The 26,072-nt window shown below is 68.5% G+C and carries 31 protein-coding genes; 7 read left to right on the forward strand and 24 right to left on the reverse strand.

Going from position 1 to position 26,072, the window contains the following annotated elements:
- Nucleotides 1–234: 234 nt before the first annotated feature.
- The gene (locus AC07Y4_RS26090) at nt 235–1,134 is read right to left on the reverse strand and encodes an alpha/beta fold hydrolase (protein ID WP_487847749.1); all 900 of its coding nucleotides are present in this window, start codon (nt 1,132–1,134) and stop codon (nt 235–237) included.
- A gap of 218 nt (nt 1,135–1,352) precedes the next feature.
- Nucleotides 1,353–1,955 (reverse strand): TetR/AcrR family transcriptional regulator, encoded by a 603-nt coding sequence (locus tag AC07Y4_RS26095; RefSeq protein WP_101490633.1) that lies wholly within the window; start codon nt 1,953–1,955, stop codon nt 1,353–1,355.
- 177 nt (nt 1,956–2,132) lie between these two features.
- Between AC07Y4_RS26095 and AC07Y4_RS26100 the strand changes: the two genes are divergently transcribed.
- Both AC07Y4_RS26100 and AC07Y4_RS26105 read left to right on the forward strand, forming a co-directional pair.
- Complete coding sequence (locus AC07Y4_RS26100) at nt 2,133–3,077, forward strand: CysB family HTH-type transcriptional regulator (protein ID WP_062473726.1); 945 nt, start codon at nt 2,133–2,135, stop codon at nt 3,075–3,077.
- Between the two features lie 113 nt (nt 3,078–3,190).
- On the forward strand, nt 3,191–3,457 hold the full coding sequence (locus AC07Y4_RS26105; RefSeq protein WP_062473728.1) for a hypothetical protein: 267 nt from the start codon (nt 3,191–3,193) through the stop codon (nt 3,455–3,457).
- Nucleotides 3,458–3,547: 90 nt separating this feature from the next.
- Here AC07Y4_RS26105 and AC07Y4_RS26110 read toward each other — a convergent pair whose 3' ends face one another.
- Nucleotides 3,548–4,009: an RcnB family protein gene (locus AC07Y4_RS26110; RefSeq protein ID WP_159279047.1), complete on the reverse strand. Its 462-nt coding sequence runs from the start codon at nt 4,007–4,009 to the stop codon at nt 3,548–3,550.
- A gap of 146 nt (nt 4,010–4,155) precedes the next feature.
- A complete protein-coding gene (locus tag AC07Y4_RS26115) occupies nt 4,156–4,746 on the reverse strand; it encodes a dihydrofolate reductase family protein (protein ID WP_447739820.1) in 591 nt (196 codons plus the stop codon).
- Nucleotides 4,747–4,856: 110 nt separating this feature from the next.
- Here AC07Y4_RS26115 and AC07Y4_RS26120 point away from each other — a divergent pair, with 110 nt between their 5' ends.
- Entirely contained in the window at nt 4,857–5,279 is a 423-nt protein-coding gene (locus AC07Y4_RS26120) for a winged helix-turn-helix transcriptional regulator (RefSeq protein WP_487847748.1), read from the forward strand.
- A gap of 4 nt (nt 5,280–5,283) precedes the next feature.
- On the opposite strand, the gene AC07Y4_RS26125 is transcribed toward AC07Y4_RS26120, so the two are convergent.
- Genes AC07Y4_RS26125 through AC07Y4_RS26150 form a run of 6 tightly spaced genes read right to left on the reverse strand, consistent with a single transcriptional unit; the run spans nt 5,284 to nt 11,481 of the window.
- A complete protein-coding gene (locus tag AC07Y4_RS26125; protein WP_070061427.1) occupies nt 5,284–6,177 on the reverse strand; it encodes a VOC family protein in 894 nt (297 codons plus the stop codon).
- Nucleotides 6,178–6,211: 34 nt separating this feature from the next.
- Nucleotides 6,212–7,057 (reverse strand): ABC transporter ATP-binding protein, encoded by an 846-nt coding sequence (locus AC07Y4_RS26130; protein ID WP_487847747.1) that lies wholly within the window; start codon nt 7,055–7,057, stop codon nt 6,212–6,214.
- On the reverse strand, nt 7,054–7,902 hold the full coding sequence (locus AC07Y4_RS26135; protein WP_487847746.1) for an ABC transporter ATP-binding protein: 849 nt from the start codon (nt 7,900–7,902) through the stop codon (nt 7,054–7,056). Before AC07Y4_RS26135 ends, AC07Y4_RS26130 begins: the two co-directional genes overlap by 4 nt.
- Nucleotides 7,886–8,443, reverse strand: coding sequence for an OsmC family protein (locus AC07Y4_RS26140; RefSeq protein WP_070061429.1), 558 nt, complete (start codon nt 8,441–8,443; stop codon nt 7,886–7,888). Before AC07Y4_RS26140 ends, AC07Y4_RS26135 begins: the two co-directional genes overlap by 17 nt.
- A 17-nt stretch (nt 8,444–8,460) precedes the next feature.
- Nucleotides 8,461–10,290 carry an ABC transporter permease gene (locus AC07Y4_RS26145; protein WP_487847745.1) on the reverse strand — a complete coding sequence of 610 codons (1,830 nt, stop codon included), beginning with the start codon at nt 10,288–10,290 and terminating at the stop codon, nt 8,461–8,463.
- Nucleotides 10,291–11,481: an ABC transporter substrate-binding protein gene (locus AC07Y4_RS26150; RefSeq protein WP_307582521.1), complete on the reverse strand. Its 1,191-nt coding sequence runs from the start codon at nt 11,479–11,481 to the stop codon at nt 10,291–10,293.
- Between the two features lie 162 nt (nt 11,482–11,643).
- Here AC07Y4_RS26150 and AC07Y4_RS26155 point away from each other — a divergent pair, with 162 nt between their 5' ends.
- The gene (locus AC07Y4_RS26155; protein ID WP_487847744.1) at nt 11,644–12,285 is read left to right on the forward strand and encodes a GDSL-type esterase/lipase family protein; all 642 of its coding nucleotides are present in this window, start codon (nt 11,644–11,646) and stop codon (nt 12,283–12,285) included.
- Here AC07Y4_RS26155 and AC07Y4_RS26160 read toward each other — a convergent pair.
- On the reverse strand, nt 12,263–12,724 hold the full coding sequence (locus AC07Y4_RS26160) for a hypothetical protein (protein ID WP_487847743.1): 462 nt from the start codon (nt 12,722–12,724) through the stop codon (nt 12,263–12,265). The genes AC07Y4_RS26155 and AC07Y4_RS26160 overlap by 23 nt on opposite strands.
- 95 nt (nt 12,725–12,819) lie before the next feature.
- Here AC07Y4_RS26160 and AC07Y4_RS26165 point away from each other — a divergent pair, with 95 nt between their 5' ends.
- Nucleotides 12,820–13,197: a MerR family transcriptional regulator gene (locus AC07Y4_RS26165; protein ID WP_095743046.1), complete on the forward strand. Its 378-nt coding sequence runs from the start codon at nt 12,820–12,822 to the stop codon at nt 13,195–13,197.
- On the opposite strand, the gene AC07Y4_RS26170 is transcribed toward AC07Y4_RS26165, so the two are convergent.
- The 4 genes from AC07Y4_RS26170 to AC07Y4_RS26185 form a co-directional block, all read right to left on the reverse strand.
- Nucleotides 13,164–13,688 carry a class IV adenylate cyclase gene (locus AC07Y4_RS26170; RefSeq protein WP_487847742.1) on the reverse strand — a complete coding sequence of 175 codons (525 nt, stop codon included), beginning with the start codon at nt 13,686–13,688 and terminating at the stop codon, nt 13,164–13,166. The genes AC07Y4_RS26165 and AC07Y4_RS26170 overlap by 34 nt on opposite strands.
- 299 nt (nt 13,689–13,987) lie before the next feature.
- Nucleotides 13,988–14,344 carry a hypothetical protein gene (locus tag AC07Y4_RS26175; RefSeq protein ID WP_062473750.1) on the reverse strand — a complete coding sequence of 119 codons (357 nt, stop codon included), beginning with the start codon at nt 14,342–14,344 and terminating at the stop codon, nt 13,988–13,990.
- Nucleotides 14,341–14,940: a cob(I)yrinic acid a,c-diamide adenosyltransferase gene (locus AC07Y4_RS26180; RefSeq protein WP_062473752.1), complete on the reverse strand. Its 600-nt coding sequence runs from the start codon at nt 14,938–14,940 to the stop codon at nt 14,341–14,343. Before AC07Y4_RS26180 ends, AC07Y4_RS26175 begins: the two co-directional genes overlap by 4 nt.
- 14 nt (nt 14,941–14,954) lie before the next feature.
- Nucleotides 14,955–15,455 carry a DinB family protein gene (locus AC07Y4_RS26185; RefSeq protein WP_487847741.1) on the reverse strand — a complete coding sequence of 167 codons (501 nt, stop codon included), beginning with the start codon at nt 15,453–15,455 and terminating at the stop codon, nt 14,955–14,957.
- Nucleotides 15,456–15,531: 76 nt separating this feature from the next.
- Here AC07Y4_RS26185 and AC07Y4_RS26190 point away from each other — a divergent pair, with 76 nt between their 5' ends.
- Nucleotides 15,532–16,956: an FAD-binding oxidoreductase gene (locus AC07Y4_RS26190; protein ID WP_487847740.1), complete on the forward strand. Its 1,425-nt coding sequence runs from the start codon at nt 15,532–15,534 to the stop codon at nt 16,954–16,956.
- 87 nt (nt 16,957–17,043) lie between these two features.
- On the opposite strand, the gene AC07Y4_RS26195 is transcribed toward AC07Y4_RS26190, so the two are convergent.
- From AC07Y4_RS26195 to AC07Y4_RS26235, 9 genes are all read right to left on the reverse strand, one after another.
- A complete protein-coding gene (locus AC07Y4_RS26195; protein WP_070061439.1) occupies nt 17,044–17,943 on the reverse strand; it encodes a CsgG/HfaB family protein in 900 nt (299 codons plus the stop codon).
- 131 nt (nt 17,944–18,074) lie between these two features.
- Complete coding sequence (locus AC07Y4_RS26200) at nt 18,075–19,028, reverse strand: ParB/RepB/Spo0J family partition protein (protein ID WP_062473760.1); 954 nt, start codon at nt 19,026–19,028, stop codon at nt 18,075–18,077.
- Nucleotides 19,028–19,573 (reverse strand): RBBP9/YdeN family alpha/beta hydrolase, encoded by a 546-nt coding sequence (locus AC07Y4_RS26205; protein WP_487847739.1) that lies wholly within the window; start codon nt 19,571–19,573, stop codon nt 19,028–19,030. Before AC07Y4_RS26205 ends, AC07Y4_RS26200 begins: the two co-directional genes overlap by 1 nt.
- Before the next feature lie 48 nt (nt 19,574–19,621).
- Nucleotides 19,622–20,542, reverse strand: a complete 921-nt coding sequence (locus tag AC07Y4_RS26210; protein ID WP_487847738.1) for a ParA family protein — start codon at nt 20,540–20,542, stop codon at nt 19,622–19,624.
- A 29-nt stretch (nt 20,543–20,571) separates the two neighbouring features.
- Nucleotides 20,572–21,186 (reverse strand): LysE family transporter, encoded by a 615-nt coding sequence (locus AC07Y4_RS26215; protein ID WP_495275330.1) that lies wholly within the window; start codon nt 21,184–21,186, stop codon nt 20,572–20,574.
- Nucleotides 21,187–21,300: 114 nt separating this feature from the next.
- Nucleotides 21,301–21,945 carry a 16S rRNA (guanine(527)-N(7))-methyltransferase RsmG gene (rsmG, locus tag AC07Y4_RS26220; RefSeq protein WP_487847737.1) on the reverse strand — a complete coding sequence of 215 codons (645 nt, stop codon included), beginning with the start codon at nt 21,943–21,945 and terminating at the stop codon, nt 21,301–21,303.
- Entirely contained in the window at nt 21,942–23,921 is a 1,980-nt protein-coding gene (gene mnmG / locus AC07Y4_RS26225) for a tRNA uridine-5-carboxymethylaminomethyl(34) synthesis enzyme MnmG (protein WP_487847736.1), read from the reverse strand. The genes rsmG and mnmG overlap by 4 nt, the downstream gene beginning before the upstream one ends.
- A 197-nt stretch (nt 23,922–24,118) precedes the next feature.
- Nucleotides 24,119–25,006, reverse strand: a complete 888-nt coding sequence (locus tag AC07Y4_RS26230; RefSeq protein WP_487847735.1) for a transglutaminase-like domain-containing protein — start codon at nt 25,004–25,006, stop codon at nt 24,119–24,121.
- Nucleotides 25,003–25,188 (reverse strand): DUF1328 family protein, encoded by a 186-nt coding sequence (locus AC07Y4_RS26235; protein ID WP_013538518.1) that lies wholly within the window; start codon nt 25,186–25,188, stop codon nt 25,003–25,005. Before AC07Y4_RS26235 ends, AC07Y4_RS26230 begins: the two co-directional genes overlap by 4 nt.
- 190 nt (nt 25,189–25,378) lie before the next feature.
- On the opposite strand from AC07Y4_RS26235, the gene gstA reads away from it, so the two are divergent.
- Nucleotides 25,379–25,987 (forward strand): glutathione transferase GstA, encoded by a 609-nt coding sequence (gene gstA / locus AC07Y4_RS26240; RefSeq protein ID WP_062473773.1) that lies wholly within the window; start codon nt 25,379–25,381, stop codon nt 25,985–25,987.
- Nucleotides 25,988–26,072 lie beyond the last annotated feature (85 nt).

The following is a 26,072-nucleotide window of genomic DNA, read 5'->3' on the forward strand; positions in this document are numbered from 1 at the left end:
GCACGGCCTGCTCTTTCAGGATGCGCCGGTGGCCCCAGCCCTGCGTGGGAAAGAGCCGCGCGCCGGCGATCGCGTCGCCAGCCGATGCTTCTTCGGTGTCGGGACGACTGTGCTCGAGATAGAGCCAGGAACGATTGCCCATGTGTGGTCGGTGCGTGTGTCGTCCATGGCGAAGGCCATGGGTGTGGCGCCCAGTTTAGGGGCGCCGTTTCACGCGCACATGACCGCCGGCCGCTACGCCAGGAACTGCGTGACCTGCGCGAGCACGGCCTGCTCTTTCAGGATGCGCCGGTGGCCCCAGCCCTGCGTGGGAAAGAGCCGCGCGCCGGCGATCGCGTCGCGAAAGGCCTCGGCGTCGGCAAAGCGGTTCACGCGGTCGTCGCGGTCATGCACGATGAGCGTGGGCTGTGCGATGCGCGGGCCCACGGCGGCGGGCTCCAGCTGCTGCATCAGGATGCCTTCGCGCGCCTCGATCAGGCGCTGCATGCCCGCACGCGTGCGCTCGCTGAGGCCGAACACCTGCGCGAAGTAGCGCGTGTACTCGCGCGGCGAGGCCGGCGGTGCCAGCAGCACCAGCCGCTGCGCCGGCAGCCCGCGCCCCGCCGCATAGGCCAGTGCATTGGCCCCCAGCGAATGCGCGACCGCCGCGCGCAGCACGTGCCCGTCGGCGCCGAGCCGCGCCGCCACGTAGTCGATGGCGCGCGCGAACTGCGGCAGGTTGCTGGCCGTGCCTGCGCTGCGGCCGTGGGCCGGCATCTCCAGCAGCACGGGCCTCAACCCTTGCGCGGCGATGGCCAGCGCCAGCGGCAGCATCTGGCCCGCGTGGCCACCCCAGCCGTGCACCAGCAGCACGACCGGCGCCGACTCGGCGCCCGAGTCCTGCGCGGCCAGGTGGTAGATGCCGAGGTTCGCGTCCTCGAACGACCAGGCCTCGCGGCGCCAGTCGGCACCGGGCTGCTGGCCCCGGTACAGCCATTTGGGCGGCAGCGGCGTGCCGAACACGCGGTAGGCCGCGCGCACGCCGAGCGCGGGCCACAGGCGCTGCGAGGCGCCGAGGCCGAAGCGCATCGCGCGCATCAATGGACTGGCGCTGTAGTAGCCCACGGGGGCGGTGGTGTGGGTGGTGGTGGTCATGGGGAAGGCTTTCGTTCGGGGGGCTCAGTACCAGACCCAGTCCTGGTTGCTGCGCGGCAGGCTGCGCAGCGTGTCCTGCACGCAGCGCACACCGAGGAGCACCGCGTAGGCGGCGAGAAAGAGGGCAATGATCAGCATGGTGCTTCTCCTTTTTTATCGCACGGTGGTGCGAAATTAAGGCAAACGAAGAGGCGGCGGCCGTCGTCTGCGGGTGCGCCTCAGGCGCGGTAGCTGGAAAGAAGGCGCTGCCAGGTCTGGCCCGCGCGCTCGGCCGCATGCCCGTCGCGCAGGAAGCGCGCGTCGTGCAGCTGATTCATCATGATCCCGTTGATCTCGCTCACGAGCTGGGCCGGGTCGGTGTCGGCCTGGAGCTCGCCGGTCTCGACCGCCTGCAGCACCGTGCGGCGCAACGCGGCACGCCAGCGCGTGATCTCGTCGAAGAGCAGGTCGCGCAGTTCGCCTTCGCGGTCGTCGAACTCGAAAGCCCCGGCCACATAGAGGCAGCCGGTTTGCGCTTCGACGTCGCGCGTGCGGGCGATCCAGCGCGCGACGATGTCGTTCAGGCGGGGCAGGCCCTTGGGCTTCTGCATGGCGGGCACGAACACCTCGGCCAGGAAGCCACGGCCGTACTCCTCGATGACGGCCTTCTGCAGCGCCTCGCGCGACCCCACGCGCGAGAACACGCCGCTCTTGGACAGCCCGAGCCGGCTCGCCACGGCCTGCAGCGAGATCGCCTCCAGCCCCTCCGCCAGCGCGAGATGCATCGCCGCGCCGACGATGGCGGCACGGGTGAGTTCGCTTTTCTGGGTCTTGGCGTCCATGCGGCGGACTTTAGCACAGTCGTGCGAAATATCAACCTCCCCACGCAGAAGGGCCTCATAGATGTTTTGCTCATGTGGAACCAACAAACGCATCGTTCCCTGCATAAGCCCTTCTGCCGAGAATCGCCGGTCGGCCCCACTCGGGGTCCGGACCTCTTTTCACCTCCTGCGCGCCCGATGAACTTTCAACAACTGCGCTCGGTACGCGAGGCCGTTCGTTGCGGCTTCAACCTGACCGAGGTCGCCCACACCCTTCACACCTCGCAGCCCGGCGTGAGCCGGCAGATCCGCGAACTCGAGGAAGAGCTCGGCATCGAGCTCTTCGTGCGCGCCGGCAAGCGGCTCACGGGCCTCACCGAGCCCGGCGGCCACGTGCTGCCGATCATCGAACGCATGCTGATGGAGAGCAGCAACCTCAAGCACGCGGGCCAGGAGTTCGTGGCGCAGCAAAGCGGCCTGCTCTCGGTGGCGGCCACGCACTCGCAGGCGCGCTATGCGATGCCGGTGGCGGTGCAGGAATTCCGCGCGCAGTTTCCGAACGTGAAACTGCACCTGCACCAGGGCTCGCCCAAGCAGATCGCGCAGATGCTGCTCGACGGCGAGGCCGACGTGGGCATTGCCACCGAGGCGCTGGGCGACTACCCGCAGCTGGTCGCCCTGCCCTGCTACCGCTGGACGCACTCGGTGATCGTGCCGCCCGGCCATCCGCTGCTCGATGCGCCGCTCACGCTGGAGGCGCTCACGCAGCATCCGCTGATCACCTACGACACCGGCTTCACGGGCCGCTCGCGCATCGACGAGGCGTTTGAACAGCGCGGCCTGCAGCCCAACATCGTGCTGGCCGCGATGGACGCCGACGTCATCAAGACCTATGTGCAGCTGGGCCTGGGCGTGGGCATCGTCGCCGGCGTGGCCTACGAGGCCGAGCGCGACACGCAGCTGCGCGCGCTCGATGCGGGGCGGCTGTTCGGCATCAACCTCACGAAGCTCGCGGTGCGGCGCGGCACCTACCTGCGCAAATATGTCTACGCGTTCATCGAGTCGTTTGCGCCGACCTTGACGCGCGCGATTGTCGAGAAGGCCTTGGGCGACGAGGTCAAGGTGTCTCACTACGAGATTTAGCTCAAGCGCAACGAAATCGACACTTCCGGCTCCAGGGTTGAAAAGAATGCGCGCAGCTTCACACAAGCGGCGTACATTCGGGTTAATTCCTTGGCTTCCGGAACGGATCAGCAATGGCATCGACTTCGCAGCAGCAGCAACTACAGGCCACCCGGGCCGCCCAAAAGGCGGCCGATGCAGCGGAGAAGCGCGAACGCCTGAAACGTGCCCTGCCCGCCACGGTCGAGCTGCTGCAAAGCCGCCAGGCCGATCGCATCGACGATCGCGACATCGACGCCTACGTCGATCTCAACTGGCTCGAATGGCATGGCGGCGGTTTGCGCCTCACCATCACCGGGCGCAACGTGTGCGCCCAATCGGCCGCCACCGCGGTGGCCTGACAAGCCCCTCCCCCAGTTCCCCAAAGAAAAACCGCCACAGTCTCCTGTGGCGGTTTTTGCATGTGCGCGGTGCGAGCGCAGTGCGAAGGCTTACTGACCCGCGATGATCTGCGCGATGAGGCCGGTGGCAATGGCTGCGAGCACGTAGTCGCCACCCACGCCCACCCACTGGTAGCCGCGCGGCGGCTGCTGCAGGCGGTAGGCGCGCCAGTCGTTCACCACGTAGTTGCGGCCCCGGTACTCGGTCGGTACGCGGCCGCCACGGCGCCACTCGCTGTGCGGCTGCGGGAAGCCCCGGCGGTCGAACTGGCGGCCGTCGCGGAAGTCCTGGTCGCCGCGGTAGCCGGCGTGAGGGCCGCGATGCCCGCGATGGTCGTCGCGCTGGTCATAGCGACCGCCGCCAGGACGGTGGTCATCGCGCTGCTCGTAGCGGCCGCCGCCCGGGCGGTGGTCGTCGCCCCGGCGATCTTGCGCCAGCGCGCTGCCTGCCGCCAGGGACATTGCGAGCGCCGCAACGGCGGCAGTGGTCAGGCGCTTGGTACGGAAGATCATCTGGAACTCCTTTTGTGTGTCTGTGATGACGCCTCCATTCTGGGCAGCGCGTGTGTCTGCTTCGGGTGCGTCAGGTCACCGTCAGATGAAATCCGGTAAGCGCAGGTATCTCCACGGCGTGTTGTCCTGCACGCGCGTGACGTACTTCACGCGGGCGCGTAGCGATTCACCACCATGCCGCAGTCGTAGGCGGTCGATCCGAGCAGGCGCAGCGCATGGCCATGGCGCGTGTCGTGGAACACCGAGCGGCCCGCGCCGACGGCCGTGGGGTTCACGAAGAACTGGAACTCGTCGACCAGCCCTGCCGACGTGAGCGACGACGCAAAGCCGACACCGCCGATGCTGAGGATGTCCTGGCCCGGCTCGCGCTTGAGCGCATTCACTTCGTCGGCCATGGCGCCGCGTGCGATGTCGGTGCGCTCCCAGCGCGAGGCCTGCAGCTTGTTGGTAAGCACAACCTTGCGCGCTTCGACGATCCGCTGGGCAAAGGCGTAGTCGGGGTTCGCCGGAAAGCGCGTCGCGGCGCGGCCCCAGTGGTCGAGGTAGCCCTCCTCGATGATCTTGCGGCTCAGCAGGATCGTGTCGACGCCCGCGAACGCGGCGTTGAAGTCGCGCCTGAGCGCCGCATCCCAGCGCCACCGGTCGCCCCAGCCCCACAGCTGCCAGTCGATGTCGCCGTTGGCCGGCGACACGAACCCGTCGACCGACATCTGCATTTGCACGATGAGCTTTCGCATCGGAGTCTCCTTCAGGTCGCTTGCGCAAACCGATCTCGAAATGCAAGCGGTTTCAGTATTCTCATACCGGTGCGAAAATGCAAGCAGTTTCTTGAACCGACGGAATCCCGATGGCCATCCAGCAGAAGTCCCAGTGCCCGATCAACCTCGCGCTCGAAGTCGTCGGCGACCGATGGAGCCTGCTGATCGTTCGCGACCTGATGTTTGCGGACAAGCGCCACTTTCGCGAGTTCCTGCAGTCCGAAGAAGGCATCTCCTCGAACATTCTCACGGAGCGGCTGAACACGCTGGTCGCGCACGGCGTGCTCAGCAAGACCGACGACCCCACGCACAAGCAGAAGGCGCTCTACAGCCTCACGCCCGTGGGCATCGACCTGCTGCCGGTGATCACGCAGCTCGGCATCTGGGGGCGCAAGCACCGGCCGGTGACGCCTGAGAGCGGCGCGCCCGCGGCCGCGCTGGAAAAGGGCGGGCCGGCGCTGCAGAAGAAGATGCGCGCCGCGCTGCGCAAGGCACACCTGGGCGGCAGGTAAGGCGTTACCCGCCCACCGTGCTGTTCGCCGCATCGGCGCGCACGCGGCCCTGCGCCTCCAGCGCGTCCACCGGCGGCAGGTCGAGCTCGATCCATGCGCCGTGCGCGCGTGCGAGGTCGAAGGTGCCGGTCGATTGCGGCCGGTCGGTGTGTAGCACCAACGCATAGGGGCCCTCGCCGCGCACGGCGAGGCGCTGCGCGAGCGCGTCGCCGCCCAGCTCCGCCGCCGGAGCGCGATCGCGCGGCGACGACAGCACCAGCACACTGCTGCCCAGGGCGATCACCGCCACGCGCACCTGGCTGGCCGGCACGGCCACAGGCTCGCCGATGTGCGTGCTCGTGTCGTCGGAGACCGTGCCCAGCAAGGCGCGGTAGCGCGCCAGCGTGGCGTCGAGGTCGCGCACGGCGATGGCCAGGCTGGCCACGCCGAGCACGCCGTTGGGATGCACGCGCGCGGCGCCCTCGGGCACGCGCAGGGCGCGCCGCGTGAGGTCGCCGCACAGGAACGGCAGGTCGGCCGACGGCGCGCGCGCGGTCTGCCAGCGCAGGTGTTCGCCGTCGGGGCGCACGCGCCCGCCGTCGAGCGGGCCTTCGAGCACGAGGCCGCGCGCCTTCGCATCGGCCACGGTGACGGCCGTGTCGCGCGGCAACAGCGCGAAGTCGACGATGCCTTCGCCGTGCCGCTGCAGCAGTTGCCACCAGCGCTCGGCGGGCGCGGGTTCGCGCCACGCGATGAGTTCGAAATAGCTGCCGTCGCTGAACACGACGAGGGCGTTGTGCGTGCTGCGGCCCGGATGGTCGCCGCCGCGCAGCACGTGGAAGCCGAGCGCGGCGTAGTCGGCGATGGCGCGTTCGAGGTCGTGCACGGCGATCACGACGTGGTCGAGGGTCAGGGGCATGGTGAAGGTCTTCCTCGCGGCAAAGGGGTCGTCGTCAGGAGGCGGTGCGGGCGGCGCCCTCGCCGCCCAGGTAGGCGTCGCGGATGCGCGCGTCGGCCAGCAGCGCGCGCGCCGGGCCCGAGAGCACGATGCGGCCCGTCTGCAGCACGTAGCCGTGGTGCGCGATCTGCAGCGCGAGGCTGGCGTTCTGCTCGACCATGAAGACCGAGACGCCCTGCGCGTTGATGCGCGCGATGAGCTCGAGCACCTTGTCGACGTACAGCGGCGACAGGCCCATGGTGGGCTCGTCCATGCACAGCAGCTGCGGCCGGCCCATGAGCGCACGCGCCATGGCCACCATCTGCTGCTCGCCGCCCGAAAGCGTGCCGGCCAGGAAGCCCAGGCGCTGCGCCACGCGCGGGAACAGCTCGAGCATGCGTTCCAGGTCGTCGGCCACGCCCGCACGGTCGCGGCGCGCATAGGCGCCCATGAGCAGGTTCTCGCGCACGGTCATCGCGGGGAACAAGCGGCGTGCCTCGGGCACCGAGCCGATGCCCTTGCGGATGATCTGCGGCGTGCTCAGGCCCAGCGTCGATTCGCCGTTGAAGCGGACCTCGCCCGAGCGCGGCTTGAGCAGGCCGAGCACGATCTTCATCGTGGTCGATTTGCCGCTGGCGTTGCCGCCGAGCAGGCTGACGATCTGGCCCTTGCGCACTTCGATGTCGAGATCGAAGTGGGCCTGCACGGGGCCGTAGAAGCTGTTGACCTTCTGGAGTTGGAGCAGTGGCTGTACAGCGCCCGCCGAAGCTTGCGTGATGGCACGTTCAGGCAGGTCGTCGTTTCTCCCCTCTCCCCAGAGGGAAGAAGGCGACAGGCCGGTGCGCGCGACGGTGGCGATCATGCGGGCACCGCTTCTTCCTGCGCTTCGCCGACCTGGCGATGGCCGAGGTAGGCCTCGATCACCGCGGGGTCGTTGCGCACGTCGTCCGGCAGGCCCTCGGCGATCTTGCGGCCGTCGTCGAGCACGGCCACGCGGTCGGACAGCTGCATCACGAGGTCGAGCTTGTGCTCGATCAGCAGGATGGTCTGGCCGCGCGCCTTGAGGCCGCGAATGATCTCCAGCATCTCGGCCGTCTCGCTCTCGTTCATGCCGGCCGTGGGCTCGTCGAGCAGCAGCAGGCGCGGCCGCAGCGCGAGCGCGCGCGCGATCTCCACGCGGCGGCGGTTGGCGTACGAGAGGCTGTAGGCCGGATGGTCGGTGCGCGGCGTGAGGCGTTCACCGAAGAGCGCGATGATCTCGCGCGCCTCGTCGCGCAGCGCTTCTTCCTCGCGCCGCACGGCCCCTGGCTGCACCAGCGCAAGCGCCAGCTCGGCCAGCGCCCCCAGGCCCGGCACGCCGCCCACACGCGGTTTCACGGCGCGCAGCCGCGTGTGCGCGCCGACCAGCACGTTGTCGAGCACCGAGAGGTTCGCGAACACGCGCCCATGCTGGAAGGTGCGCGCCAGTCCGCGCCGGGCAAGCTGCTGAGCCGGCAGGCCGGTGATGTCGTGGCCGTCGAAGCGCACCTGCCCGGCATCGGGCTTGTCGAGGCCGGTGACGAGGTTGAACAGCGTGGTCTTGCCCGCGCCGTTCGGGCCGATCACGCTCAGCAGTTCGCCCTCGCCCACCTGCAGGTCGACGGCGTTGACGGCCGTGAGCCCGCCGAAGCGGCGCACGAGGCCGCGGACCTCAAGCAGCGACGGCATCGGCGACCTTCGCCTTCGAGTTCACGAGCTTCACCTCGGCGCGAATGGCCTGCGGGTTGCGCAGCAGATTGAGGATGGGACAGTTGCGCTCCACCGCTTCGAACAGCGCATCGATCTCTTCGCGGCTGGCGGGCGAATCGATGTGCACGGTGTAGCCGATCTCGTGCGGCCAGATCGGCGTCTGCTCGTGGCCCGGCTTGCCGCCGCGCGGGTCGATGACGCCGGTCACCTCGACCTCGAGGCTTTCGAGCGGCACCTGGCGTTCGGCCGCCTGGATCAGGAAGATGTGCGTCACGCAGGTGCCGAGAACGCCCAGCTGCAGCTCGGGCGAACTCGGGCCGAGGTTGTAGCCCGCGAAATCGGGCGGGCTGTCGCTGATCACCTGGTGCTCGCGGATGCGCAGCCGGCGCACGCCGCTGCGGCCTTCGGCGCGCACGCTGGCCTTCAGCTGCGAGGGCTGTGCGGTGCCGGCCGCGACGGCGGCGTTGCGCGCCAGCACGGCGGCGCGTTTCTCGGCGAGGTAGTCGTTGAGGTGGCTCATGGTGTTTGGTGGTTCTTTCAGACGGTGCCGAGCAGGCCTTGGGGACGGAAGCGGATCAACAGAAGCAGTGCCACGCCGTAGATCAACATGCGGTACTCGGCCGTCACGCGGAACAGCTCGGGCAGGCTCACGAGCGCGACCGCACCCAGCAGCGCGCCGCTGATGTTCCCGAGCCCGCCGAGGATCACCATCGTGAGCGCGAGGATCGAGATCTGCGAGCCGAAGGTCTCGTGGTTGATGTACGAGTACATGTGCGCGGTGAAGGCGCCGCTCACGCCCGCCGCGAAGCCGCCGAAGCCGAAGGCCAGCGCCTTGTAGCGGTCGGGGCTCACGCCGTAGGCGCGCGCGGCGACCTCGTCTTCGCGCACGGCGCGGAAGGTGCGGCCCAGGTGCGAGCGCAAGAGGCGCCACTGCAGCAGGGCCAGCAGCACCAGCGCACCGAACGAGGCCCAGTAGATCGCCTCGTTCGACGACGCATCGCGCCCGAACAGCGACAGCGGCGGAATGCCCGAGACGCCGATGGGCCCGCGCGTGAGGCTTTCCCAGTTGAGGATGGTGAGCGCCACGATCTCGCCGATGCCGAGCGTGGCGATCGACACGTAGTGCCCGCGCAGCCGGAAGGCCGGGAAGATCAGCGCGGTGCCGATCAGCGAGGTGAGCACGCCAGCGGCCACGATGCCCGTGCCCACGGGCAGGTGCAGGTCGAGCACCAGCAGCGACGAGGCATACGCGCCGATGGCCAGCAGCCCCGCATGGCCCAGCGAGATCTGGCCGATGGTGCCGGCCACCAGCGTGAGGCTCAGTGCGAGCGCACCGTAGAGCCACGCGTTGGTGAGCGTCTGCAGCACATAGGGCGACGGATCGAACAGCGGCAGCAGCACGGCCGCGGCGAACAGCGCGAGCAACACGCGCGGCGGCACGCGCCACGGCTTGCTCGGTGCGATGAAGGTTCCGGTGAGCGGCTCGGGCGGCAGCACACGCTTGCGGCCGAACAAGCCATTGGGCTTCCACACCAGGATGACCAGCAGCAACGCGAAGGCAAACAGGTTGCGGTACGGCGTGCCGAGGATCGCCACGCCATAGCTTTCGATGAGCCCCAGCAGCAGGCTGCCGACGATGGCGCCCGGCACATTGCCCACGCCGCCGACCACCGTGGCCACCACACCCTTCAGCGTGGCCTGGAAGCTCATCGCCGGGCTGATGTTGTTGTAGTACATGCCCACCAGCAGGCCCGAGAGCCCGCCCAATGCGGCAGCGATGGCGAACACGGTCTGGTTCACGCGGTTCACGTCCACGCCCATCTGCTGCGCGGCGTCGCGGTCCTGCGCGGTGGCGCGCACGGCCCAGCCGAGCTTCGTGAAACGCAGGAAGCCGAACAGCACGGCCGCGCTGGTGATTCCGATGCCCGCGATCAGCAGGTCGAGCGCGCCGATGGTGCCGGTGCCGATCTGCAGGCGCCAGTCGGGCAGCTGCGTGGGCAGCGCGCGCGGGTCGGGACTGAACACCAGCTGCACGAGGATGTCGAGCACGAAGCTGATGCCGATGGTGGCCAGCAGCGGCGCGATGCGCGCGGCGCCCTGCAGCGGCCGCAGTCCCACGCGCTCGATCAGCATGCCGAGTGCGCCCGAGCCGATCACCACCAGCGCGATGGTCACGGGCAGCGGCGTGTGCAGGTAGGTGATGCTCGCCCAGCCGATGTACGCGCCCACGGTGTAGACCGAGCCGTGCGCGAAGTTGATGAGGTGCGAGACGCCGAAGATCAGCGCGAGCCCGACCGCCAGCAACGCATAGATGTTGCCGATGATCAGGCCGTTGACCGTGTGGTCGAAGAAGGAGGTGAAGCTCATCTACTTGGCCGATGCCAGCGCCGCCGCCTTCTCGTCGATCTGCGCCCACTTGCCGTCCTTCACCACCAGGTTCACGCTCTTCACGCCGATCACGCGGCGTGTCTGCGCATCGAAGGTGGCCTTGCCGAAGATGACGCTGGGCACGTCCTTGATCTTGTAGAACGCATCGCGCACGGCCTTGCGGTCGGCCTTGGGGCCCGCCTCGCGCAGTGCGGCGGCGGCGTACACCACGGCGTCGTAGGCATAGGCGTTGAAGGCGTCGGGCTCCTTGCTGTACTTGGCGCGGAAGCTCTTCACGAAGGCCTGCACTTCGGTGCGCGGCTCCTCGGGGAAGAAGGCGGTGTTGGTGTGAATGCCGTTCACGGCCGCGCCGCCGAGCTCGATGAACTTGGGCGAGTAGACGGAGCCGACGGCCGCGATCGGCTGCTTCAGGCCCACGCTGCGCACCTGGCCGGCGATGAGCGCGCCGTCGGGGTAGTACGAGATGAGCACCACGCCGTCGGGGTTGGCATCGCGCACGCGCACCAGGGTCGAGCGGAAGTCTTTCTCGTCGGGCTGGTAGCCCTCGGCAATGGCGAGCTGCGCGCCGCGCTCCTGCGCGGCCTTCACGAGCACGTCCTTGCTGGTGCGGCCCCAGTCGGTGTTCAGGAAGAGCACGGCGATGCGCTTGAAGCCCAGCGTCTTCACGGCCAGGTCGGCCAGCAGCGGCTGCGCATCGGCCTGGCTGATCGACGGGCTCCAGATGTAGTCGCCGCCCTTGGTGAAGTCGGGGTGCGAGTTGGTGAAGCCCAGCTGCACGAGGCCCGCGCGCTGGTAGATGGGCGAGGCGGCCATCGAAGCGGGGCTGGAGAAGTCGCCGAGTTCGATGAGCACGCGCTTGTCGTTCACGAGCTTTTGCGCGATGGCGACGGACTGCCGCGGGTCGCTCTGGCTGTCCTCGAAGTTGTAGGCCAGCGGCCGGCCGTGGATGCCGCCCTGCGCGTTGATGTGCTCCAGCGCAAGGTCGAAGCCGGCCTTCCACTGTGCGCCGTACTGCGCGTTCTGTCCGGTGAGCGGACCGCTCACGCCGAACCACACGGGCTCGCCGCTGGCGGGCGCGGCCCAGGCCGCGAGCGGCGCGGTGAGCAAGGCGGCGGACAGTGCGACCGCATGGCGCAGGAAACGATGGCGGGTGAACAGCGGCGGCAGCATGGCGTCGGACCTCGGTGGCAGTGAAGGGATGTGCAGGGCCGCGATTCTTCGCCGCTGTCCCGTCGCCGGGAAGGAACGAAAACGGAGAGGCTTATGCGCTTTCCGAGCAAGCGAAGGGACAAGCGCCAACGGCCGCGCGGCCTCGTTTAAGCTGCGCGCCACATGAAGCGACGCCACCTCCTCCAGATGCTCGCCGGCGTGCCGGCCACCGCCCTGCTGCTCTCCGCGTGCGGCAAACGAAAGGCCTCAGCCAACGCGTTGAAGCCCGATGCCCGCGTGCTGGCGCTGGGCGACAGCCTGACCTTCGGCTACGGTGCGTCGCCCGAGACGGCATGGCCCGCGAAGCTGGGCGAGCTCACGGGCTGGCAGGTCGAGAACGCGGGCGTCAACGGCGACACCTCGGCGGGTGCACTGGAGCGCCTGCCCGCACTGCTGTCCGCCGGCAGCTACGACGCGATCCTGATCGGCATCGGCGGCAACGACATGCTGCGCGGCGTGTCGCCCTCCAGCACGCGCGAGAACCTCGCGGCACTCATCGAGCAGGCGCGTGCGCACACGCCGCATGTGGCGGTGCTGGCCACGCCGGCGCCCGATGCGATGCGCGCGGTGGTCGGCTCGCTCAGCGATGCGCCGTTCTACGAAGAGGTCGCGAAGTCGGGGCAGGCGTTGCTGGTCGCCGGTGTGTATTCGGGCGTGCTGTCGGATGCGGCCCTGCGCTCGGACCGCATCCATGCGAACGCGAAGGGCTACGCCCAGGTGGCGCAGCAACTCGCCGAGCAGCTCAAGGCTGCGGGCTGGCGCTGAGGCCTGTGGCGCGGTCGCCGGCGCGCATGGGTGCGCGTGCCGTGGCGCCGCGCACTGGCAGGCTCTCGAGCACGCCGAACAGCAGCTCCATCGCCGTGAAGCCGAGGATGATGAGGCTGGCGCCCTGCGTCACGGCGTAGACCTGCCAGGTCGCGAACAGGAAACGCGCCACGGCGTCGTAGCGGCCATAGCGCAGGCGCGGATCGCGGATGCGCAGCACGGCCCAGACGGTGACCACCGAGCCGAGCAGGTTGGCCATCAGCATGTGGACCGGGTCGAAGGCCGGAAAGCTACCGGGCAGCTGCAGCGTCTGGATGGTCCACAGCAACAAGGTGTGCACGGCGGCAAAGGTCCACGGCGTGGCGAAGCCGATGGTCACCACGAGGTCGTACCAGGCGCTGGCGCGGACGATGCGTTGGTAGGTGGGAAGCGCGATCATGAGGAAGAGCCCTGCGGGAGTGAAGAAGCCCCGGAAGCTAAAGCCTCGGGTACGCTCCAGGGTCAAGCACATTCTTCGGCGAAGGAACCACGACCATGCAGATCGGCCAGCTGGCTTCGGCGACGGGCTTGAGCCGCGACACGCTGCGCTTCTACGAAGAGCGCGGCCTGATCCGCGCGCAACGTGGCAGCAACGGCTACCGGGTCTATGCGAAGGAAACCGTGCAGATGGTGGGCTACATCCGCACCGCGCAGAAGCTCGGCTTCAGCCTCCACGAGATCGGCGACAACCTGCCCGCGGTGTGGGAGTCGGCCGCACCCGACGATGCCATTGCGGCGCTGCTGGCCGACAAGGTCGCGGTCATCGACCAGAAGATCGCCGAGCTGAACGCGCTGCGGCAAGACCTGCTGGCGCGCGTGCCGGCAGGCTGTCCGATGGCTCAGGCGGCCTGCGCGCGCAACAGGTCGACGTAGGCGCCCTGCACCAGCTGGCGCTCGGCCACGCCGAGCCGGGCCATGAGCGCATGGGCTTCGGCCACGCCGGCCTCGGCGGGCTCGCCCTCTTGCAGCACCACTTCGAGTTCGAGGAATTCACCAAGCCCTTCAACGCGGTCGAGGTGCACGCGCGTGCGGCCCACGAGGAACAGGCGGCGCTGCTTGCGCACGCGGCCGGCCTGGCCCCAGGCGAGCGTGAGCGATTCGCGCAGCGCGTCGGGCGTGGCGGTGGGCGTGATCAGGTAGAACGATTCCTTCGGGCCGGTGCTGTCGGCGCGGCGGTAGAAGATGAGCTCGGCGCGGTCGGGCGCGAAGGTGCGCAGCTTGAGGCGGTCGGCGCTGTGTTCGCAGCGGAAGAAGGTGTCGTCCTGGGCGATCTCGATGGGGCCCTGGTCGGCGAGCGTTGCGACGATTTCTGCGATGCGGTCCACGCTGTCGATGCGGGCCTTGATCTCTATGTTTCTGGCCATGTCTGTGGGCTTCTGTGAGATGGGATTCGGGGCGTGTGCCCAGGCCACCGGGTACTTCCCTCCGCGAATGTCCCCCGGGCTTCGCCCTCCTCCTTGATTTCGCTGCGGGAAGCACCCAGTGTCCTGCGCACGGGGCACGCTGTCGGTTCACGGCCGATCAACAACCGCTCTGAAATCGCTCACGCCGATGCGGTGCCTTGCGCAGCGAAATCAAGGAGGAGGCCGCAGGCCGGGGGACATTCGTGGAGCAAGGTACCGCGTCGGCGGGAGCGTTGCCCTGAGCGAACAACAGCAAAGACTCAGGGCGCGTTGCCCTGCGGCCCCACAGGCGGCGGCGCCGCGCGCCCACTCGAGCCCGGTGCCAGCTTGCGCCCGAAGGACTCGCCCACGTTGCGCACGGGCCGGCTGGCTTTTTCCGACACGTTGCTCACGCCGCGCCGCGTGGCGGCATCGGCGCGGTTGACGCCGCGGCCGGCGGCGTTGGTGCCGCGCTGCACGCTGCCCACGACCTTGCCGCTGCGCGAGGGCGACTTGATCGTGTGGGCGCGTTCGGCCTGGGGCGGGTTGTCGGCGCTCTGCGCCTGCGCGGTGACGGGCAGGCAGAGCGCGGCGGCGATGGCGGCGAGCGATGCGGTGGTGATGTGAAGCTTCTTCATGGCGTCGTCCCCTGGGAGTGGTCTTCGGATTCGGCGGCGGCCGCGCGGGCCATGCGCTCGCTCTTCCAGTACACGTCGTCGCCGCCGTTCATGCGGTTGAGCACGCGTGCGAGCACGAAGAGCAGGTCGCTGAGCCGGTTGAGGTACTGGCGCGGCGCGTCGTTGAGTTCGGTGGTGGCGCCCAGCGACACCACGGCGCGCTCGGCACGCCGCGCCACGGTGCGGCACACATGCGCGAGCGAAGCGGCGCGCGTGCCGGCGGGCAGGATGAATTCGGCCAGACGCGGCAAGGCGGCGTTGTGGTCGGCCAGTGCGTTGTCGATCTGCAGCAGCGCCTCGGGCTTGAGCAGCGTGAAACCCGGCATCGAGAGTTCGCCGCCGAGGTTGAAGAGCTGGTGCTGCACATCGACCAGCAGCTCGCGCACGGGCTCTGGCAGCGGTTCGCACAGCAGCACGCCGATGTGCGAGTTGAGTTCGTCCACGTCGCCCATCGCGTGCACGCGCAGGTGGTCCTTGGGCACGCGGGTGTTGTCGCCCAGGCCGGTGGTGCCGTCGTCGCCGGTGCGGGTGGCGATCTGGGAAAGTCGGTTGCCCATGGGCGCTCCTCGGTTCAGGTCGTGAGGCCGGCGGCGTCGATCTTGCCGGCCAGCCATTGCAGTCCGGCCAGATGCTGATGGTCGTGGCTGCACAGGTAATGAATGAGACTGCGCATCGTGAGCGGGCCGTAGCCCTCGAACACGGCCGTGCGCGCGAGCTGCGCGTCGCTCAGCTGCGAGATGATTTCCATCGTCTGCACGCGCGCCTGGCGGAACTCGGCGAGCACCGCTGCAGGGTCGGCCGCGCCGTAGTGGCGCTCGATGGCCAGCGGCTCGCTGTCGATCGATGCGAGCGTCGGATGGGTTTCGGCGAGCATGCGGCGAAAGCGCACGTGGTAGCCCTCGATCTCGATGTCGCGCACATGGCACAGCTGCTCGATGGCGGTGAAGGCTTCGCTGGGCACGCCCTCCCACGAAGGCGGCGCCCAATGCCGGAAGGCTTTGGGAATGGCCGCGTAGTGGGCTTCGAGCTGCGAGGGAAAGGCCGCGAGGGCTGCAAGGGTCGTGGGGTTCATGTCTTTTACCGAAGCGCATTATGGTGCGCGCTCCGTAAAATGACCGATCCCCCTCAGCCCCTCCAGGAGACGCCCGATGAACGCCCCGACTTCCACCTCGCACCTGATGCCGGCGCTTCATCTGCGCGACGTTCCCGCGGCCCTGATCGACGGGCTGAAGGCGCGCTTTGGCGACAACTGTTCCACGGCGATGGCGGTGCGCACGCAGCACGGGCGCGACGAGTCGTCGTTCGACGCACCGCCGCCCGCGGCCGTGGTGTTCGCGGAAAGCACGCAGGATGTTGCCGATGCCGTGAAGCTCGCCAGCGAGCACAGCGTGCCGGTCATCCCCTTCGGCGTGGGCTCTTCGCTCGAAGGCCACCTGCTCGCGGTGCAAGGCGGCATCAGCATCGACGTGTCGCGCATGAACCAGGTGCTGTCGATCAACGCCGACGACCTCACGGTGACGGTGCAGCCGGGCGTCACGCGCAAGCAGCTCAACGAAGAGATCAAGAGCACGGGCCTGTTCTTCCCCATCGACCCGGGCGCCGACGCCTCCATCGGCGGCATGACGGCCACGCGCGCCAGCGGCACGAACGCGGTGCGCTACGGCACGATGCGCGAGAACGTGCTGGCGCTCGAAGTGGTCACGGCCGGCGGCGACATCATCCGCACCGGCACGCGCGCCAAGAAGTCGTCGGCCGGCTACGACCTCACGCGCCTCATGGTGGGCAGCGAAGGCACGCTGGGCGTGGTCACCGAGGTCACGCTGCGCATCTACCCGCTGCCCGAGGCGGTGTCGGCGGCGATCTGCTCGTTCCCGAGCATCGAGGCCGCGGTGCGCACCACCATCGAGACCATCCAGCTCGGCGTGCCGATCGCACGCGTGGAACTGATCGACGTGAACACGGTGCGCATGGTCAATGCCTACGCCAAGCTCAACCTGCGCGAAGAGCCGATGCTGCTGATGGAATTCCACGGCTCGCCCGCGGGTGTGAAGGAGCAGGCGGAGACGGTGCAGGAACTCGCCAGCGGCCACGGCGGCAACGCCTTCGAATGGGCCAGCACGCCGGAAGAACGCACGCGCCTGTGGACCGCGCGGCACAACAGCTACTTCGCCGCGGTCCAGTCGCGCCCGGGCTGCCGCGTGATCTCGACCGACACCTGCGTGCCGATCTCGCGCCTGGCCGACTGCCTGCTCGACTCGGTGGCCGAAGCCGATGCCAGCGGCATCCCCTACTTCCTCGTCGGCCACGTGGGCGACGGCAACTTCCACTTCGGCTACCTGCTCGACCCGAACATCCCCGAAGAGCGCGTGAAGGCCGAGGAGCTGAACCACGCGCTGGTGAGCCGCGCGCTGGCGCTCGAAGGCACCTGCACAGGCGAGCACGGCGTGGGCCTGCACAAGATGGACTTCCTGGTGACCGAGGCCGGCGTGGGCGCGATCGACATGATGCGCACGATCAAGCGCGCGCTCGATCCGAAGAACATCATGAACCCGGGCAAGATCTTCAGCCTCTGATCCCTCCCGGTCGCAAGTCAATGAAAAAGCCCGGCGGCTCGCAAGAGCGCCGGGCTTTTTCGTGGCCCGAAGGCCCGCGTCCTGTTCTTACCTGCGGCGACGTGCCGGTGCCGGCTCCGGCGGCACGTAGGTCTGCGACGGCGCGGCACCGCCGTCCACGCCCAAGCGGCCACCGCCGCCCAGGCCCTGGCCACGCACCGTCTGCGCCTTGTAGTTGCGCAGCGAACGAACCATCTGGTTGAAGGCGTCCATGAAGGCCGCCGCAATCACCTTGCCCTGCGCCGTGTTGGTGTAGCCGCCAAGGCCACCGGCGCCGCTGCGACCGGCCAGGCCACCGAAGGCGCCGAAGTCGGTCTTGGAGGCGCTGCCTTCGGCTGCTGCGACCTGCACGCCCGAGCGGTTGTCGATGAGCGTCAGCAAGGCGCTGGCTTCCTTGGTCTGCAGGCTGCCGCCGACGGCTGCGATGGCACGGCCACGGCCGCCCCCCACGAGGCCGCCGAGCGCGCCGCCGATGCCGCCGGCATCGCTGTTGCTGAACACGATCTCGGGCGACAGGCCGTAGTCGGACGCCACCATCTGGCCGCGGCCGAAGTTGCTGCCGCCGCGCATCTCGCCCGACTGCTGCAGCGCGCGTTCACGCGTCATCGCGTTCATGCCGGCCGCGCCGCGCTCGACCACGATGAAGCAGTTCGATTGCTGCACCAGCAAACGCAACAGATTTGCAGTAGGCGGCAGGCGGTACTCGCCCGTGAGGATGGTGTACCAGCCGGCGTTGACGTTCTCGACCAGCGAGACGGTCCCGAGCGGCGATTCGCAGCGTTCGAGCTGGCTGCTCTCGCCCGAGGTGGCACCGCCAGCGGCGCTGCCCGTGGCCATGGTCTTGGCCGACTGGCTGCCCATCTGCATGTCGGTGGTGGCGCAGCCCGTGAGCAGCAGTGCGCCGACGGCGACTGCGGCGAGCGGGAACTTGGTGGCGAAGAACGGCATGGTCGACTCCCTCGTTTCGATGGTGGTGGTCTTGCAGGGCTGAAAGAAAAACCGCGATCGAGGATACGCGCAAAGGATTGCAGGAATCAATCAAACGAACGCTGGGGTCCGTCTTCGCAACGCAAGCCGAACTAGGCCGTTCGGCGGATGCGCTCGATGAGTCCGTTGAGCGCTTCGATGGAGCCGAAGTGGATCGCCAGCTCCCCGCTTTCGCCGCGCTTCGTGCGCTTCTTGATGCGCACCTCGACCTCGGCCGTGAGCAGGTCGGCCAGCTCTTCTTCCACGCGCTGCAGGTCGCGCGACTTCTCGCCGGCATTGCCGCGCCGCGAGGGCGTGAGCGTGAACTCGGCCGCGAGCTTCTTGACCAGCGCCTCGGCCTCGCGCACCGACATCTTCTTGGCGGCGATCTGGTTGGCGGCGGTGATCTGCGTTCCGCGGTCGAGCGACAGCAGCGCGCGTGCGTGGCCCATGTCGATGTCGCCGGCCATCAGCATCAGCTGCGCGGGCTCGGCGAGGTTCAGCAGGCGCAGCAGGTTGCTGGCGGCACTGCGCGAACGGCCGACGGCCTGGGCCGCCATTTCGTGAGTGAGCCCAAACTCGGTCACCAGGCGTTGCAGGCCTTGGGCCTCTTCCAGCGGGTTGAGGTCTTCGCGCTGGATGTTCTCGATGAGCGACATGGCCGCCGCGGCCTCGTTGGGCACGTCGCGCACCAGCACCGGCACGGTGTCCAGGCCGGCGAGCCGGGCGGCACGGAAGCGCCGCTCGCCCGCGATGATTTCGTACTCGGCGTTCTTGGCCGCGGCCGATTCGGCGTCGAGCCGGCGCACCAGGATCGGCTGCATGATGCCCTGCACCTTGATGCTCTCGGCCAGCTCGTACAGCGCGCCCTCGTCCATGCGGGTGCGCGGCTGGTAGACGCCGGCCACCATCTGGTCGAGCTTCAGGGTGTTGGGGTTCTGCGGGGCGCCGCCCTCTTCCGTGGCGCGGTCGCCGCCATTGCCGAGCGGATCGGCGGAGGGTGCGGCCGTCGGGCCGAGCAGCGCTTCGAGGCCGCGGCCCAGGCCCTTGGGTTTCTTGGTCGCCATCAGTGCGTGTCTTTCGAGAGGTCGTTCAGGAGTTTTCGGCCTTCGGGCCAGTCGCCCAGGCCGGATTCGGCGTTCAGGTGGCCGCCGGTGCCGGCATCGATGAAGCGTGCGCCCCAATCGCTGGCCAGCTGCTTCGAGCGCGAGGCTTCGCAGTACGGGTCGTCGTTGGCGGCGATGAGCACGGCCGGAAACGGCAGCGGCTGGCGCACGATGGGCGCCCAGCCGGGAATCAGTTGGCGCAGGTCGTCGCGCTCCAGGTCGCCGGGCGCCACCAGCAGCGCGCCGCGCACCTTGTGCGTGTTGCGCGAGTGGGCCGCCCAGGCGGCGGTGAGGATGCAGCCGAGGCTGTGCGCAGCCAGCACCACGGGGCCCGGCGCGGCCAGCACTTCTTCTTCGAGGCGGATCGACCAGTCGCCGCGCAGCGGGCGCATCCACTCGTGCTGGTCGACGCGGCGGTCGCCGTAGACCGACTCCCAGCGGGTCTGCCAATGGCCGGGGCCGCTGTTCTGCCATCCGGGCAGCAGCAGGATGCGGGGTTCACTCATGGCTGGTTGCTACGAACTTGATAGCGCCTGCCGCCCATTGGGCGAGCATCAGACGGGGTTTTGGTCGGTATCGGCGACGGAAGCAGAAGGCGCAGCGGCCAGCACATCGCCGGGAATCGGCAGGTCGGGCACCACGCGCGGCGGAGGCGTGACCGGTGGTGCCACCGCACCCGAGGCGAAGGCGCTCGCGGGCGGCATCTTGGCGACCAGCTCTTCGGCGAAGGCGATGAAGGCCTGGCTGCCGCGGGCGGACGGATCGAACACCACGCCCGGCAGGCCGTAGCTCGGTGCTTCGGCCAGGCGCACATTGCGCGGGATCACGGTGTCGAACACCTTGTCGCCGAAGTGGGACTTGAGCTGCTCGCTCACCTGCTGCTGCAGCGTGATGCGCGGATCGAACATCACGCGCAGCAGGCCGATGATCTGCAGGTTCTTGTTGAGGTTGGCGTGCACCTGCTTGATGGTGTTGACCAGGTCCGTGAGCCCTTCGAGCGCGAAGTACTCGCACTGCATCGGCACGATCACGCCGTGGGCCGCGCACAGGCCGTTGAGCGTGAGCAGGCTCAGGCTCGGCGGGCAGTCGATCAGCACGAAGTCGTACTCGGCACCGACCGCCGCCAGCGCGGTGCGCAGGCGTTTTTCGCGGCGATCGAGCGCCACCATTTCGACTTCGGCGCCGGCCAGCTCACGGTTGGCGCCCAGCACGTCGTAGCTGGCCTCGGCCTCCACGAGCTTGTCGGACTTCACCCGCGCTTCGGCCACCGAGGCCGATTCGAGCAGCACGTCGTACACCGTGAGCTCCAGCTGGCGCTTGTCGATGCCCGAGCCCATGGTGGCGTTGCCTTGGGGGTCGAGGTCGATCATCAGAACCCGCTGGCCCACCTTGGCCAGGCCGGCGGCGAGATTGACGGTGGTGGTGGTCTTGCCGACGCCGCCCTTCTGGTTGGCGATGCAGAAAATCTTGGCCATGTGTCGTCAGTGCGGGTCGTCGGGGTCGGTCAGCGCGAGATCGCGAGCTTGATGCCGAAGGCAATCAGGAAGGTGCCGGCCAGCTTTTCGAGCGTGGCCGAGATGCGGGGATTGGCGCGGATGCGCTCGGCCAGGAAGTGCGTGAGCAGCGTCGAGGTCAGGCCGTACAGGAAGGTCAGCGCGGCGATGGTCACGGCCATGGCGCCGAAGGTGATGACACCCTGGTGGCGCGCCGGATCGACGAACAGCGGGAAGAAGGCCATGTAGAACACGATCGCCTTGGGGTTCAGCAAGGTGATCGTCAGCGCCTGGCGCAGGAAATGGCTCGGACGGATGTTCAAAATCGGTGCCGCGCCGGGCTTGGCCAGGAGCATCTTGAGACCGAGCCACGCCAGGTAGGCGGCGCCCAGCCACTGCACCGCCTTGAAGGCGGCCGGGTAAGCAGCCAGCACGGCCGACACGCCCGCCACCGCTGCCCACATCAGGATCTGATCTCCCAGGATCACGCCGAAGGTCGCTGCCAGGCCGCCACGAATGCCGCCTTTGCTGGTCGAAGTGATCAGCGCCAGATTGCCCGGACCGGGAATCAGAAGGAACAGGACGATGGCGGCGACGAATGCGCCGTAGTCAGCGATGCCGAACATGGGATTTGCCTCGAAAAAGAGAGCCAGGGGGAGGCTTCGAGTCTAAGGCAGGCCAGCGCCGGGAAGATTGCTCCGGCACCGGCTTTTGCCGGCGCCGTCGCATCTTTTACGAAATCAGGCGGCCTCTTTGCGCGCCCAGACGATGCAGCGCTCGGCGTCCAGGCCCGGCACCGTCAGTTGTTCCACGTGAAACACTGCGACGCCCGCCGGCAAGGCGGCCAGTTCGTCGGTCGGCACCTTGCCCTTCATGGCCAGCCAGACGCCGCCCGGTGCCAGCAGGTGCACCGAGCCGTTGAAGAAATCGGGCAGCGACGCGAAGGCGCGCGAGCTGATCACCTCGTAGCTGCCGGCCAGCGATTCGACCCGCGCATGCAGGCCACGCAGGTTCGGCAGCTCCAGTTCGGCCGCCACCTGCTGCACGAAGGCGGCTTTCTTGGCGACCGCGTCGAGGCAGCTGACCTCGATGTCGGGTCGCATGATGGCGATCACCACGCCCGGCAGACCGCCGCCGGAGCCGACGTCGAGCAGCCTGCCCTTCCCTGCCCACTCGCGCTGCAGCGGTGCGACGGCCGCGAGGCTGTCGAGCAGGTGGTGCGTCATGACGCCGGCCGGGTCGCGCACGGCCGTCAGGTTGTAGACCTTGTTCCACTTGAGCATCAGCGTGCCGTAGGCCAGCAGCTGTTCGCCCTGCATGTCGGACAGGGCCACGCCCAGAGCGGCTGCGCCTGCGCGCAGCGTGTCGAGGGGCGTCGCGCTCATGGTGCGGTGTGCGGCTCGGTGGCAGCAGCTTCAGTGGTGGCGGCGGTATCGGCGGCGGCATCGCGGGCGAAGGCCTTGTGCCCGCCCTTGCGCAGGTGAATCATCAGCAGCGAGATCGCGGCGGGCGTGACGCCCGAGATGCGCGATGCCAGCCCCAGCGTTTCAGGCCGGTGCTTGTCCAGCTTCTGGCGCACCTCGAAGCTCAGGGCCTTGACCTGGCCGTAGTCGAAGTCGGCCGGCAGCTTCAGGTTCTCGAAGTGGGCGGCGCGCTCCACTTCGTCGTGCTGGCGCTCGATGTAGCCGGAGTACTTGGCGGAAATCTCGATCTGTTCGATCTCGGAAGCGCTCAGCGCCGACGACGGGCCGTACTTGCCGCCGTCCAGCGACATCAGGGTTTCGTAGTTCACGTCGGGCCGGCGCAGCAGGTCGGCCAGGTTGTATTCGTGCTCGATGGCCTTGCCCAGCACCCGGGCCGACTCGGTCGCCGGCAGGTTGCGCGGGTTCACCCAGATCGACTTGAGCCGTTCTGTTTCACGTGAAACAGCGTCGCGCTTTCGGCTGAAAGCGTCCCAGCGTGCGTCGTCCACGAGGCCCAGCTTGCGCCCTGCTTCGGTCAGGCGCATGTCGGCGTTGTCCTCGCGCAGCTGCAGCCGGAACTCGGCGCGGCTGGTGAACATGCGGTACGGCTCGGTCACGCCCTTGGTGATCAGGTCGTCGACCAGCACGCCCAGGTAGGCCTCGTCGCGGCGCGGCAGCCAGGCGTCTTCGCCGCGGCATTGCAGCGCGGCGTTGATGCCGGCGAACAGGCCCTGGGCCGCGGCTTCTTCGTAGCCGGTGGTGCCGTTGATCTGTCCGGCAAAGAACAGGCCGCGGATCGCTCGGGTCTCGAAGCTGCTCTTGAGCTCGCGCGGATCGAAGTAGTCGTACTCGATGGCGTAGCCCGGGCGCAGGATGTGGGCGTTTTCCAGGCCCGGCATCGAGCGCACCAGCTGGTACTGGATGTCGAACGGCAGGCTGGTCGAGATCCCGTTCGGGTAGTACTCGTTGGTCGTCAGGCCTTCGGGCTCCAGGAAGATCTGGTGGCTGTCCTTGTCGGCGAAGCGGTTGATCTTGTCTTCGACGCTCGGGCAGTAGCGCGGACCGACGCCGTCGATCTTGCCGGTGAACATCGGGCTGCGGTCGAAGCCGGAGCGGATGATGTCGTGCGTGCGCTGGTTGGTGTGCGTCACCCAGCACGGCATCTGCTGCGGGTGCATCTCGACCTTGCCCATGAAGCTGAACACCGGCATCGGCCCTGCCCCACCGGGCATGCCGTCGCCGGGTTGTTCGGTGCACTTCGAGAAGTCGATGCTGCGGCCGTCCAGGCGCGGCGGCGTGCCGGTCTTCAGGCGCCCTTGCGGCAGCTTGAGTTCCTTCAGGCGCGCCGACAGGCTGATGGCCGGCGGGTCGCCCGCGCGGCCGGCCTGGTAGTTGTCGAGGCCGACGTGGATGCGGCCGTCGAGGAACGTGCCCGCGGTCAGCACCACGGTGCGCGCGCGGAAGGCAATGCCCACCTGGGTGACAGCGCCGACCACGCGGTCGCCTTCGATCATCAGGTCGTCGACGGCCTGCTGGAACAGGCTCAGGTTCGGCTGGTTTTCCAGGCGGTGGCGGATCGCGGCCTTGTACAGCACGCGGTCGGCCTGCGCCCGCGTGGCGCGCACGGCCGGGCCCTTGCTCGAATTGAGGATGCGGAACTGGATGCCCGCCTCGTCGGTGGCAATGGCCATCGCGCCGCCGAGCGCGTCGACCTCCTTCACGAGGTGGCCCTTGCCGATGCCGCCGATCGACGGGTTGCAGCTCATCTGCCCCAGCGTCTCGATGTTGTGGGAGAGCAGCAGCGTCTTGGCGCCCATGCGTGCGGAAGCGAGCGCGGCTTCGGTGCCGGCATGGCCACCGCCGACAACGATCACATCGAATTCTTCGGGGTACAGCATTGGAAAAAGGGGGCGCACCACAGACGCGTGCGCGGCGCAAAAAAGGGCACTAATTTTAAGCGGCGATGCCCTGCCGCAACCCCTGTGTGGACAAGCTAGGGAGCCGCGCCAAAATCGGCCCGGAGCCTTGTCGGTATTGCGCAGATTGCTATATATTTAATAGCAAACAACCCGCGCCGGGCGGTCGCTTGGGTGGGTCAGAGCACCGGTTCGGGCTTCTCGATGCCCCGCAGCTCGCCGCTGGGCGCCGGCGTGCGCGGCGCAATGGCCCGCTCGTCCTGCAATTCGCGCACGGCGAGCTTCTTGTCGGTCATGCGCACCGCGCCGAAGATCGTGGAGAAGGCCACGTCCTTTGCGTCGCGCCCCGTGCCCACGCGCACCAGCCGATCGACGGGCGCCATGCGTGTCGGATCGAACAGCACCCACTGCCCGCCGAGCCAGGCTTCGAACACGGCATGGAAGTCCTGCGGCGGCTCGTCGAACCACACATAGCCCACCACCAGCCGCGCCGGAATGTTGAGCGCGCGGCAGAAGGTGATGCCCAGGTGCGCGAAGTCGCGGCACACGCCGGCGCGCTGCACGAACACTTCGCGCGCCGTGGTGGTCGAGTCGCTGCTGCCCGGCACGTAGACGATGCTGTCGTGGATCCAGTCGGCAATCGCCTGCACGCGGCCGATGCCCGGCGGCAGGTCGCCGAAGAGCTGCTGCGCGCAGCGCGCCAGCAGGTCCGACTCGCAATAGCGCGTGGGCAGCAGGTCGCCCAGCACCGCGTCGGGCAGCTGGCTCACCGGCACCTCGGGCAAGGTGGCCGGCACATGCACCACCGGTCGCCGCACCGTCGCGCGGTAGGTGATGGTCAGCGGCCCGGGCGCCGCGTCGAAACGCACGAAGCGGTTGCCGCTGTCGGACTCGCAGCCCACCCGCAGCCGCGTGGGCGGCGCGATGGTCAGCGTCTCGGCCAGCACCGCCTGCGCGCCCGTGCGCGCGGCCTCGATGTTCAGCCGCAGATGCGCCGGGGCGTCGACCTCGTAGGTCAGGCGCAGGTCGATGTGCGACAGGTGCATGGCATGGGGCAAGGCGGTCAATCGAGCGCCTTCTTCACCGCGCCCACGCCAAGTGCGGCCAGCACCACGAACAGCACCGCCAGCACGAGGAACAGGCCGAACAGCAGCTTGGCGATGCCTGCCGCGCCGGCCGCCACGCCGCCGAAGCCCAGCAGACCCGCCACGAGCGAGATGACCGCAAAAATGATCGCGTACTTGAGCATGGTGAACCACTCCTTGGTTGCTTTGCAGCGGGCATGTGCCGCCGTGTCCGGACTGTAGGAAGCCCCGACCAGCCACCCGATAGTCGGCGCGCGCAAGCCGCCGTAGGACAAAAACGCGATGCAGCCAAACCCGCTAGCATCCCCTGCGGTCACACAGATCTTTTCCTTCTATCCATTGGAGTTTTTTCGAATGAAGCTGTACTACTCGCCCGGCGCCTGCTCGCTCTCCCCCCACATCGCGCTGCACGAAGCGGGCATCGCCTTCGAGCCCGTGCTGGCCAGCACCAAGAGCCACAAGCTGCAGGACGGCACCGACTACTACGGCATCAACCCGCTGGGCTACGTGCCGATGCTCGAGCTCGACGACGGCACCCGCCTGCGTGAAGGCCCGGCCATCGTCCAGTACATTGCCGACCTCGCCCCCACCAAGAACCTCGCGCCCGCCAACGGCACCATGCCGCGCTACCGCCTGCAGGAGTGGCTGACCTTCATCGGCACCGAGATGCACAAGGGCTTCAGCCCGCTGTTCAACCCGGCCATGCCCGAGGAAGCCAAGTCCATCTCCAAGGACAAGCTCAAGGCCCGCTTCCAGTGGCTCGACGGCGAACTCTCCGCCAAGCAGTACCTGATGGGCGAGCATTTCAGCGTGGCCGACGGCTACCTGTTCACCGTGACCAACTGGACCAAGCCCACCGGCGTGGACATCTCGGACTTCCCCAACGTGCTGGCCTGGCACGCCCGCGTGGCCGCCCGCCCCGCCGTTCAGGAAGCAATGAAGGCCGAAGGCCTGCTGAAGTAAGCAAAAGCGCGCAGAACGCGACGCCAGCGACGATCCGGGCCATCCCAGGGAAAACCCGGATCACCGCAGCCACAAGCCGCATGCC

This window comes from Variovorax sp. GW460-12-1-14-LB1 (genome assembly GCF_059423605.1).